This is a genomic window from Mesorhizobium sp. M1A.F.Ca.ET.072.01.1.1, from assembly GCF_004023325.1.
GTDB lineage: Bacteria > Pseudomonadota > Alphaproteobacteria > Rhizobiales > Rhizobiaceae > Mesorhizobium.
Genome location: NZ_RZSF01000112.1, coordinates 1 through 18,449 on the forward strand (window position 1 = coordinate 1; position 18,449 = coordinate 18,449).

At 57.8% G+C, this 18,449-nt stretch carries 15 protein-coding genes and 1 pseudogene; 8 read left to right on the forward strand and 8 right to left on the reverse strand.

Features of this window, described 5'->3' with window-relative positions:
- The first annotated feature begins 280 nt into the window (after window positions 1-280).
- Window positions 281-1,321, forward strand: coding sequence for a 2-oxoglutarate and iron-dependent oxygenase domain-containing protein (locus EOA32_RS17075; protein WP_128372359.1), 1,041 nt, complete (start codon window positions 281-283; stop codon window positions 1,319-1,321).
- Between the two features lie 1,146 nt (window positions 1,322-2,467).
- On the opposite strand, the pseudogene EOA32_RS17085 reads toward EOA32_RS17075, so the two are convergent.
- The 5 genes and pseudogenes from EOA32_RS17085 to EOA32_RS17105 all read right to left on the reverse strand — a co-directional run.
- Window positions 2,468-2,693, reverse strand: a pseudogene (locus tag EOA32_RS17085) (IS110 family transposase); the annotation flags it as partial.
- Between the two features lie 637 nt (window positions 2,694-3,330).
- Window positions 3,331-4,527 carry an acetyl-CoA C-acetyltransferase gene (locus EOA32_RS17090; RefSeq protein ID WP_128372360.1) on the reverse strand — a complete coding sequence of 399 codons (1,197 nt, stop codon included), beginning with the start codon at window positions 4,525-4,527 and terminating at the stop codon, window positions 3,331-3,333.
- 61 nt (window positions 4,528-4,588) lie between these two features.
- A complete protein-coding gene (locus EOA32_RS17095; protein WP_128372361.1) occupies window positions 4,589-5,218 on the reverse strand; it encodes a CoA transferase subunit B in 630 nt (209 codons plus the stop codon).
- 14 nt (window positions 5,219-5,232) lie between these two features.
- Window positions 5,233-5,931 (reverse strand): CoA transferase subunit A, encoded by a 699-nt coding sequence (locus EOA32_RS17100; RefSeq protein WP_128372362.1) that lies wholly within the window; start codon window positions 5,929-5,931, stop codon window positions 5,233-5,235.
- A gap of 187 nt (window positions 5,932-6,118) precedes the next feature.
- Window positions 6,119-6,652: a thioesterase family protein gene (locus EOA32_RS17105; RefSeq protein ID WP_189407178.1), complete on the reverse strand. Its 534-nt coding sequence runs from the start codon at window positions 6,650-6,652 to the stop codon at window positions 6,119-6,121.
- Window positions 6,653-7,084: 432 nt separating this feature from the next.
- On the opposite strand from EOA32_RS17105, the gene EOA32_RS17110 reads away from it, so the two are divergent.
- The 7 genes from EOA32_RS17110 (at window position 7,085) to EOA32_RS17140 (ending at window position 15,244) form a co-directional block, all read left to right on the forward strand.
- On the forward strand, window positions 7,085-8,647 hold the full coding sequence (locus tag EOA32_RS17110; RefSeq protein ID WP_128372364.1) for an ABC transporter substrate-binding protein: 1,563 nt from the start codon (window positions 7,085-7,087) through the stop codon (window positions 8,645-8,647).
- Between the two features lie 186 nt (window positions 8,648-8,833).
- Window positions 8,834-9,592 (forward strand): SDR family oxidoreductase, encoded by a 759-nt coding sequence (locus EOA32_RS17115; RefSeq protein WP_128372365.1) that lies wholly within the window; start codon window positions 8,834-8,836, stop codon window positions 9,590-9,592.
- A 130-nt stretch (window positions 9,593-9,722) separates the two neighbouring features.
- Window positions 9,723-10,817 (forward strand): ABC transporter ATP-binding protein, encoded by a 1,095-nt coding sequence (locus EOA32_RS17120; RefSeq protein WP_245499305.1) that lies wholly within the window; start codon window positions 9,723-9,725, stop codon window positions 10,815-10,817.
- 70 nt (window positions 10,818-10,887) lie between these two features.
- Window positions 10,888-11,946 carry an ABC transporter substrate-binding protein gene (locus tag EOA32_RS17125; protein ID WP_128372366.1) on the forward strand — a complete coding sequence of 353 codons (1,059 nt, stop codon included), beginning with the start codon at window positions 10,888-10,890 and terminating at the stop codon, window positions 11,944-11,946.
- Between the two features lie 81 nt (window positions 11,947-12,027).
- Entirely contained in the window at window positions 12,028-13,278 is a 1,251-nt protein-coding gene (locus tag EOA32_RS17130; protein ID WP_128372367.1) for an ABC transporter permease, read from the forward strand.
- Window positions 13,279-13,282: 4 nt separating this feature from the next.
- Window positions 13,283-14,113 carry an ABC transporter permease gene (locus EOA32_RS17135; RefSeq protein WP_128372368.1) on the forward strand — a complete coding sequence of 277 codons (831 nt, stop codon included), beginning with the start codon at window positions 13,283-13,285 and terminating at the stop codon, window positions 14,111-14,113.
- Window positions 14,114-14,362: 249 nt separating this feature from the next.
- The gene (locus EOA32_RS17140) at window positions 14,363-15,244 is read left to right on the forward strand and encodes an acyl-CoA thioesterase II (protein WP_128372369.1); all 882 of its coding nucleotides are present in this window, start codon (window positions 14,363-14,365) and stop codon (window positions 15,242-15,244) included.
- 88 nt (window positions 15,245-15,332) lie between these two features.
- On the opposite strand, the gene EOA32_RS17145 is transcribed toward EOA32_RS17140, so the two are convergent.
- From EOA32_RS17145 to EOA32_RS17155, 3 genes are all read right to left on the reverse strand, one after another.
- A complete protein-coding gene (locus EOA32_RS17145) occupies window positions 15,333-16,385 on the reverse strand; it encodes a GlxA family transcriptional regulator (protein ID WP_128372370.1) in 1,053 nt (350 codons plus the stop codon).
- Window positions 16,385-17,494 carry a mandelate racemase/muconate lactonizing enzyme family protein gene (locus tag EOA32_RS17150; protein WP_128372371.1) on the reverse strand — a complete coding sequence of 370 codons (1,110 nt, stop codon included), beginning with the start codon at window positions 17,492-17,494 and terminating at the stop codon, window positions 16,385-16,387. Before EOA32_RS17150 ends, EOA32_RS17145 begins: the two co-directional genes overlap by 1 nt.
- Window positions 17,495-17,497: 3 nt before the next feature.
- On the reverse strand, window positions 17,498-18,449 hold a 952-nt coding region (locus EOA32_RS17155; protein WP_189407181.1), incomplete at its 5' end, for a trimethylamine methyltransferase family protein.

Genomic DNA, 18,449 nt, shown 5'->3' on the forward strand with positions numbered 1-18,449 from the left:
TTCCATAATATTGTCAAAATATTGCAATGACTATCTTAACATAACTTTTAGGATTATCCATTGATTATTTTTCACCGTCTGCCACACTGATTGACAGCTGCCCAAGAAGGGACCTTTGAGCTCAGGGAGCACCGCACCGACGAGTGCTCTTGCGAATGTTGTTCCGTTCATCGGGCAGCGTAGCTCTCCCCTGCACGAGGGACGCTTGATCGCACAAAAGGCGCCACGCTTCAAACCTCTCAGCTGAACGCCGGCACCACGTCAGTACGGATGAAACACAATGGCTAAATTGGATATCGCACAGCTCGACGACAGGCTTCGCGCAAAGCGGCAGTCCTTCGACAAAGTTCCCCTCGTCGACCTGGCTCCTCTTCTCGAGGGAAGCGACCCGGGACGGGTGGCGAAGGGAATCCGATGGGCGCTGGCCAATGCGGGTTTCATGTATGTCAAGAACCACGGTGTGCCTGCGCGGCTGGTAGACGAGACTTTTGCCCGGGCCAAGGCATTTTTCGATCTGCCGACCAGTGAGAAGATGAAATTGCATATCAGCAATTCAGGCGTGGCGTTGCGAGGGTACATCGAAGTTTTTGGCGAAAACACTGACCCAGCCAAGACCAAGGACCTGAAGGAGTGCTTCGACGTCGGCCCTGAGTGGCCGACTGGCGAGAGTCCCTTCTTCGGTCCCAATCAGTGGCCTACAGTCCTAGCCGGTTTCCAAGAGACCGTTTTCTTGTACCATGAGGCGATGAAGGCACTCTCGATCAAGATACTGAGCGGCATCGCCCTCAGCCTTGACCTTCCTGCCAATTTCTTCGAGCCGAAAATGAAGAACCCGATCTCCATTCAGCGATTGCTTCATTATCCTCCCCAAAGTGGAGTAGTCGACGAGAGGGTCATCGGCATTGGTGCGCATACGGACTACGGCAGCCTTACCATTTTGGCCCAGGACAGCGTCGGCGGTCTTCAAGTGATGAACCGCGAGGGCGTGTGGATAGAAGGCAGTCCGATCCCCGGGACCTTCGTCATCAATATAGGGGACCTGATTCAAAAGCTGACCAACGATCGCTATCTCGCCAATCTTCATAGGGTAGTGAACACTTCCGGACGGGAGCGCTATTCGCTTGCGTTCTTCATCGACAGCGACTGCGACGCCGTGATCACACCTCTGGACAGTTGCATCTCGGACTATAACCCTCCACGTTACGCGCCAATTACCTGCGGCGCGCACAAGTTCGCTCGCTTCCTAGAGAGTTTTCCGCATTTGCAAAGAGAACACACCTCTGGCGTTCCCGCCCAGCCGAACGGGCCCGCAATTCTCTAGAAGAGGCAGCACGATCAAGCAGGCTCGTCCCCCTGGCGCCGCGCATGACCTGATATGCCTCGACGACCTGCCCCATGGACCAGGTTGGCACGACGGCGCGCAACTGCTCGTCCAGGCGGTGTAGTCGCTGAGACGCGTCTTCGATCGCGTCGATCTTCTCCTGGAACACGATCTGCTGCGCGGTATGCTCGAAGCTCTGGCGGGCAAGCCAGCGCCGGCGCCAATGTCCAATGACCGCCGTTCTCGTAGATCCGCCCAAGGCGCAGGAGGAAGGAAAGTAGCTGCTGGCGTTTGCGGCGCGGGTCGTCGGCTGCGGCTTCGCGGGCCCCGACCAGATCGCGGACAGCTTCGTGGACCACGTCCGGTATTCCATACCCCGGTCAGCTCGCCCGCCCGAGCAGCCTCGCCAGCGTGACCGCGTCCCTCCGGTTGGTCTTGATGTGCTCGCCAAGCCGCTTCTGGATCAGGGCCGTCGCGATCACCATGCAGTCGTGTCCAAGATCGGCGGACCTGCCGTCACAACCCGTAACCTGTCGGTCCGGCCTCGAAGCAGACGTGCAGTCGATCATACCTCTCTTCCCAGCTTCTTGAACGTCCGCTCTATCGCCGCAGGACTATTCTCGAGCTCGCCGACAACCGGACCTCGCCAGCGCGATCGCCTTCCGCGATTGCAATGGCGTGCTTCTTCTTGGCCACATCAAACGCAACAAATGCTTCGCTATACTCTCCCATGGCCCGCCCTCCGTGCGTGAGGATCGGCTCGGCACATCCGAGCAACCCTCGCCTTTAATCGCGCGAAAGGGCGGGCCACCGACCTCAACCCCGGAACATAACCTCTACGGGGTGGCGCCAAACTCGGGACGGGCGGCGAAGTGGCTGCGGGGTCAACCGCTTCCACTCAATGCCGCGCAACGGCGCGCCGGCCCATCCCAAGAGGGTTTCGACATAAGCTCCCGCGCCGTGATCCTTGGATCGGCAGTTCGATCGCTCCTCGGTGGTGGAAACCGCTGGTGGCCATAGGACGTGGCCGCTCTGCTTTGCCATCCCGAATTCGACAAGGCCGGCTTCCGCGCTCGGCGGACGTGATCGAGCACCAGTCCTTTCTCGCCGAAGCGCGAAACAGTCATCGCGAAACAGAATGGCTCTGCTTTGTTGTTCAGCAGACTTTGGCTTGACGAAGCGCATTTCCGGCCGCTCGGCTCCGATCACGATCACGATAGCCTCGGAATCTGCCGCGTCGTTCTTGTGCCGCTTTCACAAATGGCTTCACGTAATGCGGCGCAATCAGCTTCACCTCATGACCGAGGCCGATCATCTCACGGGCCCAGTAATGCGCGCTACCACAAGCCTCCATCGCGACCAACGCTGAAGGCTCCGCGACAGCGCGCCGATCGGCGTCGAGCTGCAGCCTGCTTGAACCGGCGAGGATAAGAAAGCTTTTGGAGCCGCCCGGATATCGTTGGCATCCGATGACGATCCGACCCGAACCCACGAATGGCTGCATGCCGCCTTGTAGAATGGGGTCACCGCTCTGGCGTCGGCGCGCCGGACGTGCTTCTGCCGCGTGTTGCGATCCTTGACGAGCGCCATCAGGCTGGCGATCGGTCGGCGAATGACGAACGAAATTCCTATACGCATGCGCCAGAACACGCACGCTCCAAAAGGAATCCAAATCGGACTCTTATGTTAGAGGGATCCCGCTAGACGGCAACGAGATGGGCGCTAATAGCACGCCAAAGTAGCGATGAATCGCCCATTATGATGCGCGGAACTGGGCTCGCGCCTTTCGCAAAAACCCGAGATTACAAATATCGATCGTAGCCAAAGTCGGCTAAGCTCAGTATCGGCAGCACATCAACCTTGCTGGTTGAGACACTGCCATCTACGCTGTGGCCGTGAATACGTTGACGGAAGCATGGCTGTTTCACGTGGAAGTCAGGTTCGCGTCTGAACAAGCGCAAGGACCTGCTCGGTACGCTCGCGAAGGTGAGAAGCGTTGCGCGGATCTGCTAATGTTCCCTTCGCAATAGCCCTTCCACGCACATTGCCACGCCCATGCCGCCGCCGATGCAAAGCGTGGCAAGCCCCTTCCTGGCGCCGCGGCGGCGCATCTCGTAGACCAGCGTGGTGAAGACGCGGGCGCCGGAGGCGCCGATCGGATGGCCGATGGCGATGGCGCCGCCGTTGACGTTGACGATCGAGGGATCCCAGCCCATGCCTTGGTTGACGGCGCAGGCCTGCGCGGCGAACGCCTCGTTGGCCTCGACGAGATCGAGGTCCTTGACCGACCAGCCGGCCTTCTCCAGCGCCCGCTTCGACGCGGGAATAGGTCCGGTGCCCATGATCGCCGGGTCGACCCCGGCGGTCGCCCAGGAAGCGATGCGCGCCAGCGGGGTGATGCCGCGGCGGGCGGCCTCTGCCTCGGTCATCAGCAGCGCACCGGCGGCGCCGTCATTGATGCCGGAAGCGTTGGCGGCGGTGACCGTGCCGTCCTTGTCGAAGGCCGGCTTTAGCTTGGTCATCGCGTCGAGCGTCGCGCCGTGACGGATGTACTCGTCCTGGTCGACGACGGTATCGCCCTTGTTGCCCTTGATGGTGAAGGCGACGATCTCGTCCTTGAACCTGCCGGCCTTCTGCGCGGCCTCGGCCTTGTTTTGCGAGGCGAGCGCGAACTCGTCCTGGGTTTCGCGGGTGATCTGGAACTGGCGGGCGACGTTCTCGGCGGTGTTGCCCATATGGTAACCGTTGAAAGCGTCCCACAGGCCGTCCTTGATCATGGTGTCGATCATCTTGAAGTCGCCCATCTTGACGCCGGCGCGCAGATGCTCGGCATGCGGCGACAGCGACATCGATTCCTGGCCGCCGGCAACGATCACCTTGGCGTCGCCGGCGGCGATCTGCTGCATGCCGAGCGCGATGGCGCGCAGGCCCGAACCGCAAACCTGGTTGAGGCCCCAGGCGGTGGTCTCCTTCGGCAGGCCGGCATTGATCGAGGCCTGGCGGGCCGGGTTCTGTCCCTGAGCGGCGGTCAGCACCTGGCCGAGGATGACCTCGTCGACTTCACCAGCCTCGACCTTGGCCCGTGCGAGCAATTCCTTGATGACCACGGTGCCGAGCTCATGCGCCGGCGTTGCGGCGAAACTGCCGTTGAAAGAGCCGACAGCCGTACGGGCGGCGCTGGCGACGACGATTGAAATGGTGCTCATGAAGCTGCTCCGTTGTGATTGGATCCGACGGGCGTTCGACCTCGGCTCCGATGATGGCCGGTCAATTGACGATCGTGGCCTCGGTTGCCGCGCGCAGCTCGTCGTCGGTCACTCCATCGGCGAGCTCCACCAGCCTCAGGCCGCCCTCGACGACGTCGAGCACGCCAAGGTTGGTGATGATGCGGTCGACCACGCCCTTGCCGGTCAACGGCAGCGTACAGGCCTTCAGCACCTTGGATTCGCCGGCCTTGTTGGTGTGGTCCATAACCGCGACGACCCGTTTAACACCGGCGACCAGGTCCATAGCGCCGCCCATGCCCTTGACCAGTTTGCCGGGGATCGTCCAGTTGGCGAGATCGCCGTTCTCGGCGACTTCCATGGCGCCGAGGATTGCCATGGCGATCTTGCCGCCGCGGATCATCGCGAAGCTTTGGGCGGAGTCGAAGAAGGCGGAATGAGGCAGTGCCGTCACGGTCTGCTTGCCGGCATTAATCAGGTCGGCATCAATGTCGTCTTCGGTCGGAAACGGACCGATGCCGAGCAGGCCGTTCTCCGACTGCAGCGTCACGTGCATGCCGTCGGCGATATAATTAGCCACCAGCGTCGGAATGCCGATGCCGAGATTGACATAGGTGCCGTCCTCAAGCTCTCGGGCAGCCCGTGCCGCCATCTGGTTCCTGTCCCAGGCCATGACAGACCTCCCCCTTAAGCAGCCGCGCGCGTGGTGCGTTGTTCGATGCGCTTCTCGTGCACGCCCTGGATCAGGCGATGCACATAGATCCCAGGCAGATGGACTTGATCTGGGTCCAGGCTGCCGGCCGACACGATCTCCTCGACTTCGGCCACACATATCCTGCCGCACGTAGCGGCCGGCGGATTGAAGTTGCGTGCCGTCTTGCGAAACACCAGATTGCCGGTGGTATCGGCCTTCCAGGCTTTGACGATCGACAGGTCTGCGACGATGCCGGTCTCAAGCAAATAGGTCTCCCCTTCAAAGACCTTGTGATCCTTGCCCTCCGCAACCGCGGTGCCCACCCCCGTCTTGGTATAGAAGCCAGCAATGCCGGCACCCCCGGCCCGCATCCGTTCAGCCAACGTACCCTGAGGATTGAACTCCAGCTCCAGCTCGCCGGTCAGATACTGGCGCATGAACTCGGCGTTCTCTCCGACATAAGAAGAGATCATCTTCCTGATCTGTTTCGTCTTGAGCAGCACACCGAGCCCGAAATCGTCGACGCCGCAATTGTTCGAGGCGATGGTGAGGTCCCTCGTACCGGCGTCGCGGATCGCATCGATCAGAAGCTCGGGGATGCCACAGAGGCCAAATCCACCAGCCGCGATGAACATCCCGTCGAACAGGAGTTTTTCTAATGCAGACGCTGCGTCACTGTAGACCTTGGCCATGTATCCTCCCTCGACTGAGTGACATTTATGCACGTTATGGATTAGCGAGTGAGCCGATAACAAGCATCTGATAAATCCGCAGTCGAAAAAAAACCTCAACTGCTTAGTGCATTTTTCTCCGGCCTTTTGACGGGCACCCCAATCCCAACTCTAACGGCTCTGCAAACCCCAACTTCCACAATGCCGATCATGATGTCGCGCTTCCACGCTTCCCATTAAGCGCTATGCAGCTATCGAGCAGAGGCCAACATGTTTTGCCTTGCACATCGAGAACAAACGTAAGTCGCTCTCTGACTTTGGGGCGCCATTTTTCGGCGCGACGGGTTCGTAGATTGAACCCTAGGCATTTTAACTCGTTGGTAGCCGCCAAGACACCTCCCGACTTCCAAATTTGGTTCAAAAGCAAATAGCGCTTATCATCAAAGTCGATCAACTGCGAGCTGCAGTGGATGGTCGTACCTAGGGAAAGCTCGCGGATGTAGTTCACGTGACTTTCCACGACCACGCTCTCATGACCCTCGCGTTCTGCCATTGTGCCTTCTGGACTGTTTATCCAATTCCAGAAGGCCCAATTAGCGTGACTTCCGATGGTGAGATAGCGGTCGAAACTCACGTGCTCAAACTCGTCGATCCACTCTGGGCGGACTGTCGTCCGAAACAGGGTTAGAGGCGTCTCTAACTGCCCCGTCCAGGGGATCGGCGGATCATATATCTCGACCATAAGGACTTTCCCCGTGATGTCTCGCTGAGGAGCAGCTTGGCCTCGGAATCCCATAGCACGCAATCAGCCGCTGCCCAGGGTTGGTCACGCGCTGAAGCTACTCGGACAGCGCTTCGCCTGGGTGTCGCCAAATGCATGTCGATGCTCCCCGGTTGCTCATTTCCTGAGCCGATGACGATCACTCTATCCAAGCCGGCGCTCTCTACTGCAAAGCCACACATCTCCTTGCTCTACGATGAGGCGTCTCAACGCAACCTGAGTTCAATTCAATGGGCTGTTTACATTTTTTCGTAGCACACCCGATATGATCGTGCCGTATTGTGTGAATGTAGGTCATGCGCGGCGCTTTTCCGGGAGGAGCAACGAGGTTACTGACTTCATCGAGTAACTTCGTACCGGTGTGCCTGCAGCAAAAAAGTGGAGGAGAACTGGATGAACCATCGCTTTGCGACACGGCGAGATGTACTTAAGTGTACAGCGGCCGGGGCGATAGCCCTTACCGCATCAGGCCGCGTACTGGCTGCAGCTGCTCAAGATGTCACCCCAAAGAAGGGTGGGCACTTCAAAATTGGAATTGGCGCAGGCGCTACATCCGACTCCCTCGACCCTGCAACTTACCTGAACGTTTTTACGCAGTTCCTTGGCAAAACTGTGCATGGATATCTTACTGAAATCGACGCAGACGGAAAGGTCAACGGCGAATTAGCCGAATCCTGGGACGTTTCCAAAGACGCTAAGACCTGGACATTCCAGTTGCGAAATGGGGTCCAGTTCCACAACGGCAAAAGCCTAGATGCACAAGATGTTATCGCATCCATCAACCATCATCGTGAGGAACAATCCAAGTCAAGCGCGAAAGTCATTTTGCGACCGATCGAGGAAATTCGCGCGGATGGCCGTGGCAAAGTCGTCTTCAGCTTGAAAGAGGGCAACGTCGATTTTCCCTCTCTTCTTGAACTCTACCAGCTTCCTATTGTCCCGGCCAAGGACGGTAAAGTCGACGTTTCCGGAGTTGGAGCAGGGGGGTATGTTCTCGACACCATCGATTTCGGCGTGAAAGCCTCGGGGAGAAGGTTCGGCAATTATTGGAAGTCGAGTGCGGCCTGGTTCGATTCTTTCGAAGCTCTAGCCATACACGACGTGGTGGCGCGTACGAATGCCCTAGCTACCGGCCAGGTCCACGCGATGGAAAGATGCGACCTCAAAACGGTCCATCTGCTGAAGCGGAATAAGGGCCTGGACATTCTTTCGGTAGCCGGCACCCAGCACTACACCATGCCTATGCTTTGCGACGTCGCCCCGTTCGACAATGCTGATGTCAGACAGGCGATTAAATATGCAATCGATCGGCAGCAACTGCTTGAAAAGCTGCTTCGTGGATATGGACAGGTTGGCAATGACCACCCGATCGCGTCCACGAACCGGTTTTTCGCCAAGAACTTGCCACAACGCGAATACGATCCCGACAAGGCGCGTTTCCACCTCAAGAAGGCCGGCCTGTCCAATCTCAACGTCAGCTTGTCAGCTTCAGATGCGGCTTTCCCCGGCTCAGTCGATGCCGCACTGCTTTATCAGCACGATGCAGCCAAAGCCGGCATTACAATCAACGTGGTCCGCGAGGCAGACGACGGTTATTGGGACACCGTTTGGATGAAGAAGCCCTGGTCGATGAGCTACCTTATGGGTCGGCCTACTGCGGACTGGGTGTTTTCTCAAGCCTACGCCGCCGACGCCGCATGGAATGAAGCCCGTTGGAGAAACAGCCGCTTTAATGAGCTCTTGGTCGCTGCTCGATCGGAGCTCGACGACAGTAAACGCCTTGATATGTATACCGAAATGCAGAGCATTTGTCGCGATGACGGGGGAGAAGTCATTCCCTTGTTCGCGAATTACGTCGGCGCGCTCTCGAAGAAGGTCGGTCACAACAAAATCGCCAGCAACTGGGACCTTGATGGCTTTCGTTGCGCGGAGCGCTGGTGGTTCGCAGAAGCGTAGACCGACGCAACATCGAAAGGCTTCATTGCTGATGTCGCTGCCAGTGCAGCCCGACGCAGCCAATGAAAATGCCAGCGGTTCCCAAGCGGCTCCAGGGTTGTCAAAGTTGACGCCCTCGAGAGCAGCCCCTTGGGCCTGTTTGCATTCCTCCTCAAAGACGTCCTACGGCCAACACGGTTCATCAACATGATCACCTTTGATTTGCAAAATAAAACGGCCCTCGTGACAGGTGCCGCTTCCGGCATTGGTCTTGCAACTGCGGCACGACTTGCAAGGTCGGGAGCCGCGGTCGCAATGAACGACCTTGGAACAAACGAAAGGCTGGCTGTCGAGGTCGCAAAACTGAAGGAGGAAGGCCTGGACGTTTGTAGTGCCCCGGGTGATGTCAGCCAGCCAGACGCCGCGGCGCAAATCGTGTCGTCTGCATTGAGTTCGCTCGGCAGCCTTGACTACCTTGTCAACAATGCTGGAGCGCCGGGCACCAAAGTTCCCATCCCAATCGAGGATTTCGATGCATTGACCCCCGAGTTTTGGTCGAAGATGCTGAACATCAACCTCTTGGGCGCGTTTTGGATGACAAAAGCCGCCAGGGGAGCGCTGGTTGAAAGCCACGGCGCTGTCGTGAACACAGTCTCCGAAAGCGCTTTCATGCATAATGCTAGCAGTACTGCTTACGCCTGTGCCAAGACAGGACTGCTCCAGCTCACCAGGCATATGGCCAAAGCGCTGGCACCGAAAGTCAGAGTCAATGGAATAGCCCCTGGGATAGTCAATTCGCCGTGGGAATGTTCGTTCGGCGATCTGGACTCGTACGCGCGAAATTCCGTTCCCCTTCAGCGGGTGGGCGAGCCCAGTGAGTATGCTGAGCTCATCATTTTCCTCGCCGCCGGCGCCTCATACATGACCGGCGAGACCATCCTCGCCAACGGCGGCGCGCAGCTTTGATACCCGTTATCTCGGTGATGGAGATAAGGCGACGAGCTCTGTGCGCGTGTTGACCAAGGAACCTTCCGGCGCACGTCCGGCCGCGATTAGGCTCGGTGAATCAGCGCCACCAGCAAGTATGGAGACCGGATTGCTTCACGCAAACGACACCGCTGTACAATTTTCTGGAGTGCAGAAGGCTTATGACGGCCACGCGTTGGTAGTGAAGAACCTCGATCTAGACATTGCTCGCGGCGAGTTTTTAACCCTGTTGGGACCTTCCGGATCCGGCAAGACGACTAGCCTTATGATGCTGGCTGGCTTCGAGGTGCCGACCCGAGGGCGGATCTTTCTCGAGGGTCGGCCCATCGACAAACTACCACCGCACAAGCGCGACATAGGCATGGTATTTCAGAACTACGCGCTCTTCCCGCATATGACAGTCGAGGAGAACCTTGCGTTTCCGCTCAAGGTCCGCAAGCTCGCTAGACTTGAGGTTGAAACAAGGACTAAGGAAGCACTCGACATGGTCCGCTTGGGGCCCTACGGACAACGTAGACCCAACCAACTCTCCGGCGGACAGCAGCAGCGAGTAGCGCTCGCCCGTGCACTCATCTTCAATCCAAATGTAGTCCTCATGGACGAGCCATTGGGCGCCCTAGACAAGCAGCTGCGCGAACAGATGCAGCTCGAGATCAAGCGCATCCATGAGAGCCTTGGCCTGACGGTTATCTACGTGACCCACGACCAGGGCGAGGCGCTTACGATGTCCAATCGTGTAGCAGTATTCAATGACGGAGTAATTCAGCAACTCGCTCCACCGTCGGAAATTTATGAGCGGCCGCAAAGCGCTTTCGTTGCCCAGTTCATCGGCGAGAACAATCGGCTGCAGGGGCGGGTTGTGAAGCTGGACGGCGATGAATGCAAAGTAGAGATCCCCGGTCAAGGCATTGTACAGGCCACACCAATTGACTTGGACGCGGTCGGTCGGCCGAGCGTGTTGTCGTTGCGGCCAGAACGAGTGGTGTTGGAACCCGCACCCGGCTCGCTGCCGAACATCTTCACCGGTGTGGTCCAGGAGGTAATCTATCTCGGCGACCATGTTCGTATTCGCACCTCAGTATGCGGCCACAATGATTTCGTCATAAAAATACAGAACTCCGGGGCCTGTGCTCAGATCCGGTCCCGTGAGGCCATTACCATTGGCTGGAAGCGCGAAGACTGTCGAGCGTTTGGCGTAACCTGATTGTATTTTCAGTACTTCGGAAGTTGTTCTAGCCTTCGAAGTTAGCAGATAACGAAGTGGGAGAAGCGAAATGACAATCAACTTTCTAAATATTGTTGCTGCCTTGGCTGTGGCAGGCGGAGCGGTTGTTCTGACTGAACCCGCTTTCGCCGGCGATCAGCTCACAGTCGTATCATGGGGCGGTGCTGCGCAGGCCGCCCAGCGCAAGGTATATTTCGAACCATTTACCAAGAAGACGGGCATCGGGATTACGGAAGGTGTGTATAGCGGCGAGCTTGCCAAGATCCGCGCTATGGTTGAGTCCCAAAGCGTGAGTTGGGATGTTATTAGCGGTGGCCAGCCCGATATCGCTCCGCTATGCGATGAAGGTCTCCTTGAGACGATCGATTGGCAGAAACTGGGTCTTGATCGAGCAAGTTTCGGGGACGGCGGGAAGTTTGACTGTGGAGTGCCGCTGGACTTCAGTGCTACAATTGTCGGTTACGACAGGGACAAATTGCCACATGGCCCAACGACCATTGCAGATTTGTTCGATACCAAGAAATTTCCAGGTAAACGGGGATTGTACAAAGGGCCCTTCCCCAATCTCGAATGGGCACTGGTCGCCGACGGTGTACCCGCCCAAGATGTATATAAGGTTCTCGGCACGTCAGAGGGCGTCGATCGCGCCTTTAAAAAGCTCGATACAATCAAAAAGGACGTCATGTGGTGGACGGCCGGAGCTCAACCCCCCCAGTTCCTTGCCGATGGCCAGGTCGTGATGACCGCATCCTGGAATGGCCGCATGGTCGATGCAAACAAAAACTCCGGCAAGCACTTCGCCATAATGTGGGACGCTGCCCAATTGAATTCTGATTACTGGATCATACCGAAGGGCAGCCCGCATCTCGACGCAGCCTACAAATTCATTGCCTTCGCCAACTCACCCCAGCCACAAGCAGAGTTCACTCAATATTTCCCGTCCGGACCTGGTAACCCGGATGCCTTGAAGCTTATCGATCCTGTGGTCCTGCAAGACCTCCCAAACACGCCGGAGCATCTGGCTCACGCTTTGCCGGTGGATTACACCTTCGGGGCTGAGAAAGGGGAAGAAATGACCCAACGCTTCAATGCTTGGTTGACGAGGTAACATCCGCAAACACCGACCCTGTGCCACGTGATGGACCTGTCTTTTCGTGGCACAGGCCGGAGAACATAAGGATCGTCGCCAATGACTATAACCGCTGACCAGCTCACTGTAACGTCGGACAGTAAGCTTTTGCTGCTAGAGCTACAGAGACTGCGTCGCTGGCAAAAACTGAAAGCACTTATCCCTCTTACACCCCTATTGCTGTTTATTCTGGCCTTTTTTTTCGTACCTGTCTCCCGGATGCTGTTCCACGCTGTTCATGATGATACGCTGTCGGCTCTGATGCCCCGGACGACCGCGGAGCTCACACGATGGAACGGCGAAAATTTACCGGACGAGGCCGCCTTTGCCGCTTTGGCCAGCGACTTGAACGAAGCTTGGTCTCGCAAGACGGCGGGGGCCATTGCTAAACGGCTCAACTATGAGTTGCCTGGTTCCAACCAGCAAGTGATGTCGAGCGCACGAAAGGCAGTGACGCTTCCCTCTGGTCCCTATAGGGACGCAATGCTCAACATTAGTCGGCTGTGGTCGAAACGCGAGGTTTGGATCCTGCTAAAGCGCGGGGTTTCGAATTACACCCCCTATTATCTGCTGCGCTCCGTTGACCTCCAGCGCGATCCCGACGGCCGGATCGTCACCATGCCTCCGGACCAAGCGATTTTTCGCGATGTTTTCTTGCGCACTTTTACCATTAGCGCAGGTGTGATGTTTCTGACCCTACTGTTGGGATTTCCCCTCGCCTATCTCCTGGCGACCCTGCCCAAGCGAATTACCAACATACTGATGATCCTGGTCATCCTGCCGTTTTGGACCTCTGTCCTTGTAAGAACTAGCGCTTGGATTGTGCTTTTACAACAACAGGGTCTCGTAAATGACGTCTTGCTGGCGTTACATATTGTTTCGCGCCCGATTGAACTCGTCTTTAATCGTGTTGGTACAATTGTCGCGATGACCCATATCCAACTGCCGATTACCCTCCTCCCCATTTACAGCATCATGAAAACTATTTCTCCAAACCATATTCGTGCAGCTCGTTCTCTTGGCGCGGGTCCTTTCGTCGCCTTCTGGACAGTCTATTTTCCGCAAACATTTCCTGGGATTGCTGCGGGATGCCTACTCACATTCATAATGTGCTTGGGCTACTATATTACACCCGCGCTGGTGGGCGGACCTGCTGATCAAATGGTTAGCACGTTTATCGCACATTACACCAACGAAGACCTCAACTGGGGCATGGCTTCAGCCCTTGGCGCCATTCTGCTCTTGGCAACCCTGCTCCTTTATCACTTTTATAATAAGCTGGCTGGTCCTGACCAGTTGAACACGAGGTAAGAACATGGCGGCGTACAGCCATTCCATGCCAGCCGAGAAGGCTTGGCACTACCTCCACCGCCTCCTCTGCGCAGCGGTGCTACTTTTCTTGATGGCGCCTATAGTGGTGCTGATCCCGCTGTCATTCAATTCCGTGCCGTTCTTCACCTATCCAATTCAAGAACTGTCGCTGCGATGGTACCGAGAGTTTTTCTTGACCGAGGAATGGCAGATCTCGCTATACCATTCGGTCTTTGTCGCCATATCAGTCACTCTCTTATCGGTCGTGCTTGGCACCCTCGGCGCGCTTGCTCTTACTCGACCGAACTGCCCTGGACGCGCCGCCATTATGAGCCTGCTAATATTGCCTATGATCGTGCCGGGAGTGGTGACAGCGGTTGCACTGTATTTCTTCTTTGCCGACTTAGGATTGCTCAACAGCTTCCTTGGGTTGGTTCTAGCGCACACTACTTTGGCGACGCCATTCGTCGTGGTGGCAGTGACGGCGACGCTTGCCGGCTTTGACCAATCGCTCACGCGAGCAGCGTCTAACCTCGGGGCGTCTCCGATGGTGGTTTTCTTCAGAGTGACTCTCCCACTTATTCTTCCTGGAGTAGCGTCAGGGGGGCTCTTCGCGTTTCTGACCTCGTTTGATGAAGTGATTGTCGCACTTTTTGTTGCCGGCCCGGAACAGCGCACCTTGCCAATGGTCATGTTTTCTGGAATTCGTGAGCAGATCAGCCCTACGATTATCGCAGCCAGTACCGTGTTGAATCTGCTTTCCGCAGCAGTATTGATCATCGTCGAGCTGCTACGCCGTCGCTCCGAGCGCGTGCGCGGCATGCATAAAACCTGATCATCGGGCATTGTTCGATCCGGCCAATCTGCTTTGCGTCCCGTCTCAACCAAGGCAGCCCAAGGCAAGTTCACGGCGATCTGCGCGCACATGCAAAGCCCTCGCCGCTCGCGAAGGATTTCGTGAGTCCTTCGTGGGCAAACTCGTTTAGGGTCAATGCCGGCGCCTAGAACGACAGTATTCGAAAACGCGCCACCGTTGATAACCAGTCTTCGTGCTCAAAATAGACGCAAGCTCGCGAGTAAATCAATGTCAGTGAAGCCCGTTGATATTGTTGAAATACTGAGCCTGGAAATGGTCGAGGCTAACATATTTGTCGGCACAAGCCCAAAGGGCAGCTGGCAGCCAATTTTCGGAGGCCAATTAATCGGTCAGTCTATGGCAGCGGCGTGTCGCACTGTCGAAGGTCGGTTGCCCCACTCCTTGCATGCCTATTTCGTCAGGCCCGGAAACGCGGAAATTCCATTCGTCTACAAGGTGGATACAGTTCGTGATGGACAGCACTATTCAATCCGTCATGTTACGGCGACACAAGCTCAAAGAACCATCTTTTCTATGGACATTTCGTTCCACACGGGGGATGCAGGGTATTTCGATCACCAGCACCCTATGCCTGACGTTCTGCCACCGGAAAAGCTGACCACTGAGGAATTGTCCAAAGAGCCTCTCTTTGCAGAGGTCCCGGAACGGTTCCGACGGTGGTACGAACCTGATCTGCCGATCGTGTTGCCGGAGCGGGTAGCTGAGATGCGCCCCCTCGAGATCAGCAGGTTCGCTGGTCACAAGATCGAGGATGGGCGAATCCATTTCTGGATGAAGCCCGCTACGAATCTGCCAGACAACGCGGCCCTCCACATTTGTGCGCTGGCCTTTGCTTGCGACTGGTCCTTATTAGATGCGGTTTTGGCACGATATGGTCTGACGCTGTTCGACGGGCGAACAGAGTCGGTAAGTCTTGACCATGCAATGTGGTTCCACCGGCCGTTCCGATCTGATGAGTGGCTCCTATACGCCCAGGACTCACCGAGCGCACAAGGCAGCCGCGGCATGACGCGCGGGTTAATCTACAGACGCGATGGCACACTAGTGGCATCGGTCGCGCAGGAAGGCCTATTGCGTATGCCATGCTGATAGTAGCGGAGACCAATAGTCTCATCTTAAGCGGTGTTCTCAGGGCAGCCACGGCGACGTGGCCACCGGCCGGCTTCGCCCCGGCAGCTTAGCCCAGCCCTCGACCGATCCAGGCGGGCACGGTCAATCGAAGTTGTTGCGGTGAGATCCCGTGTACGTTCCTGAAGCATTTGGAGAAATGCGACGAGGACACGAAGCCGCTCGCCATCGCTACGTCGACCAGAGGCAGCCGGGTGCCTTCGATCAGCCGCTTTGCGTGATCGACCCTAAGACTGAGATAGTGCTTGGCGGGTGTGACACCCACATACGTCCCGAAGAGTCGCTCGAGCTGGCGTCTTGAGACACCAGTGCGCTTCGATATGTCTGACATCGCTATCGGAGACTCGATATTCTCTTCCATGACTCTGATGGCTGCGACGAGACTCTCGCTCACCCCAGCGAAGGCAATGCCCGAAGGGCCTGTCTGCCGGTTTGAACCAGAACGCTGCCCGTCTACGGTCGCATGCCTGCACACTTCCTGTGCGATAAAGGCGCCTGCCTGCGTTGCGATAAGGTCGACCGCGAGATCGAACGCCGCCAACTCGCCGGCGCAGGTCGAAAATTGCCCATCTTTTACAAAGAGAGAGTCTCGTATGCGCGGCTGGTTGAATACTTCGGAAAACGCAGCAAGCCGCGACCAGTGGATCGTGCAGCGCGTACCTGCCAAAAGGCCAGTCTGGGCAAGCAGCCATGTCGCGGTTCCAAAGGCAGATATCGCAACTCCACGACGGGCAATGAGCCGCAAAAATCCATTGAGTTGTGGCGTCAGTTGCCGCTCTGCCGGTTCGCCTGCAACGACGGCGAGCTGGCCAAGTCTATGACCGTCCAAGTGGGAGGCCAGCTCATCGATGGTGATTTCGACAGGAATTGCAAGGCCGTTGGCGCCTTCGACCGGGCTCCCGCCCAAGCCTGCTATACGCCATCTAAAAAGCGGCAATCTCGAGACCGTGTTGGCGAGGCGGAACGGTTCTATGTAGGCGTGAAGCGCGAGGTGCGAGAAGCCCGGAAGCACAAGAACAACTACGTCAAACGGTCCATCAGCCGCCGCCGAAATTTCGGGCGCCAGCGACTTCATGGCGCTGATGTTCGCAGGCGCGTTCATCAGGGTCCGTAGATGGCGACCGGCTTGCCGAACATGCCGGGTTCCGGTTTGATGCCAAGGCCCGGCCGTTGCGGCACGGCAATGTGCCCGTCGCGGATGACCACAGGATTCCTCGGGTCGAAATGCCCATTGATATATTCCTGGGCGATCCAGGCGCCTTCCATGCGGCGCGGCTCGACCGTGGCGGCGATATGCACGCAGGCCGCCGCGACGATGTCGCCGCCCCACGCATCGTCGCAGCTGTGCGGCAGCGAGCGAATGGCGCACAGGTCGCGCACGGTTGTCATCTTCGTGAGACCGCCGAGGCGAGTCACCTTGAAGCCGAATCCGTCGGCGATGCCCATGGAGATCGCCCGCAGCACGGCGTTCTGGTCTTCGGTGCTCTCGTCGAGATACACCGGGTGCGTCACCCGGCCCTTCAGCGTAGCGACTTCATCCATGGTGTTGCAGGGCTGTTCGAAGACGAAGGGGATTGCCTGGCAAAGCCGGTCGAGGTGGATTGCCGACGCGACCGTGAGGCCCCGGTTGCCGTCGACCGCGATGCGCGCCTTGTAGCCGACAGCTTCCCAGACCTTGTGCACGACGGCCACGTCTTCTTCGAGGTTGCGCCCGCCGATCTTCACTTGAAGGCGCGGATAGCCGGCCTTCACCTTGTCGGCGGCGATCCTCGCCGTTTCGCCCGGCGGACCTACGATCAGCGAATAATAGGCCGGCACGCGATCCGTCAGCGCGCCTCCCAGCAGCGTCGAGACCGGCACGCCGAGCTTTTGGCCGAGCAGGTCGAGAAAGGCCATGTCGAACGCGGCCTTGGCATAGCCATGTCCGTTCAGGCGCTCTTCCATGCGTTTGGCGAGCAGCTTGATAGAGGCGATTTCCGCGCCGATGAGCCCCGGCGCGATTTCGGCGATCGCGGCGCGGGCGCCCAGCGCATGATGCGGCTGATAGATGGGACCGATGGGGCAGGTCTCGCCCCATCCGACTAGCCCGTTGGTCGCTACAATCTCAACAAGGGTGCTGTCCAGCGCCTCCACGTCTGCACTGGCCATGCGGTAAACGCCGCCTTTGACGGGCAACTGCGCCGAATAGACATTGATCCGATCGATGTGCATAGCTCAGTATTCCTCGTTCAGTGCATCGACCGCAGGGATCTCACGCGACCGGCGGTCGATGTAGGTGCGAAGCTCCTCGTCTTTAGCAATATCGAGCATGGGCTCTTCATACTCCGCCAAAAGCCGGCGGGCATGCTCAAGAGCTCGCTGCTTTATGTCCTTGGACCCGTCTGCGTACCACTGCTCGATCGAATTGTTGTCGAACAGCTTCGGGATGAAGAAGGCGCGTTCAAAATTGGCCTGCGTGTGCGGATGGCCAAGATAGTGACCGCCAGGGCCAACATCCCGCACGGCAGCCAGGGCCTCGTCGAAGTCGTCCCATTGGATGCCCTTTGTCATGCGATAGCCCATGTCGCAAACCTCTGCGTCAACGACGAACTTCGCGATCGAGCAGTGCATGCCGGCTTCGTTCCAACCTGCCGAATGCCAGATATAATTGGCGCCCGACATCAGCACCGCCATCATGGTCATGGCGCTCTCATAGCCGGCCTGCGCATCGAAGATCTTGGCCCCACCGAGTAGGTTCGACGTACGCCAAGGCACGTTGTAGCGGCGTGCCATCTGGCCAATCATGAAATTCATAAGCGAGATCTCCGGCGTTCCCGCCATCGGCGCTCCCGATTGCATCGAGACGGTCGACAGATAGTGCCCATAGATTGCAGGACAGCCCTTGCGGATCACCTGCGTGTAGGCGAGCGCGGAAAGCGCCTCGGCGTTGAGCTGCGCGACGGCGGCCGCCGTTGAGGCCGGCGTGTTCGCGCCGCCGAGAACGAAGGGGGAGCACAGCACCGGCTGGTTGCGCCGGCAGAAGGCGCGCATGGCGCCGAGCATCACCTGGTCCCAGACGAGCGGCGAGTTGCCGTTGCAATTGCCTGTCGTGACCGCGTGGGTCTCGAGGAAATCCTTGCCGAAGAGGATCTCGCACATGTCGAGTACGTCCTCGGCGTTCTTGGGC

Coding starts and splice junctions, on each gene's coding strand:
- EOA32_RS17115 (WP_128372365.1), top strand. CDS start 8,834: ATGATCACCTTTGATTTGCAAAATAAAACGGCCCTCGTGACAGGTGCC.
- EOA32_RS17105 (WP_189407178.1), bottom strand. CDS start 6,652: ATGGTCGAGATATATGATCCGCCGATCCCCTGGACGGGGCAGTTAGAG.
- EOA32_RS17125 (WP_128372366.1), top strand. CDS start 10,888: ATGACAATCAACTTTCTAAATATTGTTGCTGCCTTGGCTGTGGCAGGC.
- EOA32_RS17095 (WP_128372361.1), bottom strand. CDS start 5,218: ATGGCCTGGGACAGGAACCAGATGGCGGCACGGGCTGCCCGAGAGCTT.
- EOA32_RS17150 (WP_128372371.1), bottom strand. CDS start 17,494: ATGCACATCGATCGGATCAATGTCTATTCGGCGCAGTTGCCCGTCAAA.
- EOA32_RS17110 (WP_128372364.1), top strand. CDS start 7,085: ATGAACCATCGCTTTGCGACACGGCGAGATGTACTTAAGTGTACAGCG.
- EOA32_RS17145 (WP_128372370.1), bottom strand. CDS start 16,385: ATGAACGCGCCTGCGAACATCAGCGCCATGAAGTCGCTGGCGCCCGAA.
- EOA32_RS17130 (WP_128372367.1), top strand. CDS start 12,028: ATGACTATAACCGCTGACCAGCTCACTGTAACGTCGGACAGTAAGCTT.
- EOA32_RS17135 (WP_128372368.1), top strand. CDS start 13,283: ATGGCGGCGTACAGCCATTCCATGCCAGCCGAGAAGGCTTGGCACTAC.
- EOA32_RS17075 (WP_128372359.1), top strand. CDS start 281: ATGGCTAAATTGGATATCGCACAGCTCGACGACAGGCTTCGCGCAAAG.
- EOA32_RS17090 (WP_128372360.1), bottom strand. CDS start 4,527: ATGAGCACCATTTCAATCGTCGTCGCCAGCGCCGCCCGTACGGCTGTC.
- EOA32_RS17100 (WP_128372362.1), bottom strand. CDS start 5,931: ATGGCCAAGGTCTACAGTGACGCAGCGTCTGCATTAGAAAAACTCCTG.
- EOA32_RS17140 (WP_128372369.1), top strand. CDS start 14,363: ATGTCAGTGAAGCCCGTTGATATTGTTGAAATACTGAGCCTGGAAATG.